Raw genomic sequence first — 1,172 nt, forward strand, 5'->3', positions numbered from 1 at the left:
TCTGTTGCCAGCGCTCGGACAGGCTCGCGCGACCGCACGCGCGACGGCCTGCGGCAGCAACCTGCACCAGATCGCGATCGGCCTCACGGGCTATCTCGATTCGCAGAAGAACTGTTTGCCACAGGCGCTGGGGCCTTTGCCCGGCGGCGGTTCGGCCGTGATCGGGGCGTTGTTCGCAGGCAAGCGCGGCATCCTGCCGTTCTATGGCCTCGACACGATTGGCGTGCTGGGCAGGCCTTTGAATCCGTATGTGGTTGACATCGAGTTGCCGTCCGGCGCGGACGATTCCACGACGGAGTTGCCGGTGTTCAAGAGCCCGGTCGACAAGGGCGCGACCTCGACCGGCGTGCCGATCCCCGGGTTCGACTCGACGTCGTCGATGTACACGTTCGTTGGTTCGAGTTATGTCCTCAACGATCATGGCGTGGACGGCGAGAAGACGGCGACACTCGTGCCGCGAGGCCCGGATGGCGGCGGCGGGCCATTGCCACAGATCGCAAATCCCTCGCGCACGTGGGTCGTGGGAACGCAGACGATCTACAACTATCAAGAGGGCGGCGATCGCGGGATGCACTGGTTCAATGACAAGCGCCAGGGATCGACGGAAGCAAACCTCTTGTTCATGGACATGCACGTGAAGATTCGCGTGCTGGTGCCGCAGGGTGTAGAGAATACGACGGAGCGATACACGTTCCTTACGTGATTCGCGAACACACGCGCACTGCGTCGGATTCAGTTCGCTGAGATCGTTCTGGGGAGAGAGTGCCATGGCAGATGAAGGTGCAGCGAACTGACGACTGAATCAAGGCCCTCGCTCGCCCGGGCAGCGTTCCAATCCGTTCAAGTCCCGCATGCTCGCGCTCGCGGTCTTTGTGATGGTGCTGGGCGGCGGCGTGTGGGCGTATGCGGCGGCGACCAGGCCCGAGCCGAAAGTTGTCGAGCACAAGGCGCCGGTCACAGGAATGGCGGGGCTGACGGGACAAGCGGAAGGGCCGACGACCAAGACGGTTGTGGAACCGGAGCCGCGGCTCGTGGACAATGCTGGCCCCGCGGCGTTTCGTTTGGGACTCTCTTTCGCGATCGGCTACTTCCTCGCGTGGGGTATTCGCGCGTTCGCGAAGATGACGCTGCTCGTGTTCGGCATGCTGGGCGTTGCTCTCATCTTGTTGACG

Annotated in this window: 2 protein-coding genes; both read left to right on the plus strand. The window is 63.1% G+C overall.

Annotation, left to right across the window (positions count from 1 at the left end; translation table 11 throughout):
• On the plus strand, nucleotides 1-703 hold a 703-nt coding region (locus NJ959_RS29835), incomplete at its 5' end, for a DUF1559 family PulG-like putative transporter (RefSeq protein ID WP_254015383.1).
• Nucleotides 704-851: 148 nt separating this feature from the next.
• On the plus strand, nucleotides 852-1,172 hold a 321-nt coding region (locus tag NJ959_RS29840; RefSeq protein WP_254015384.1), incomplete at its 3' end, for a hypothetical protein.

The sequence above is a fragment of the Limnofasciculus baicalensis BBK-W-15 genome (assembly GCF_024178385.1).
Classification (GTDB): Bacteria; Cyanobacteriota; Cyanobacteriia; order Cyanobacteriales; family Coleofasciculaceae; genus Limnofasciculus; species Limnofasciculus baicalensis.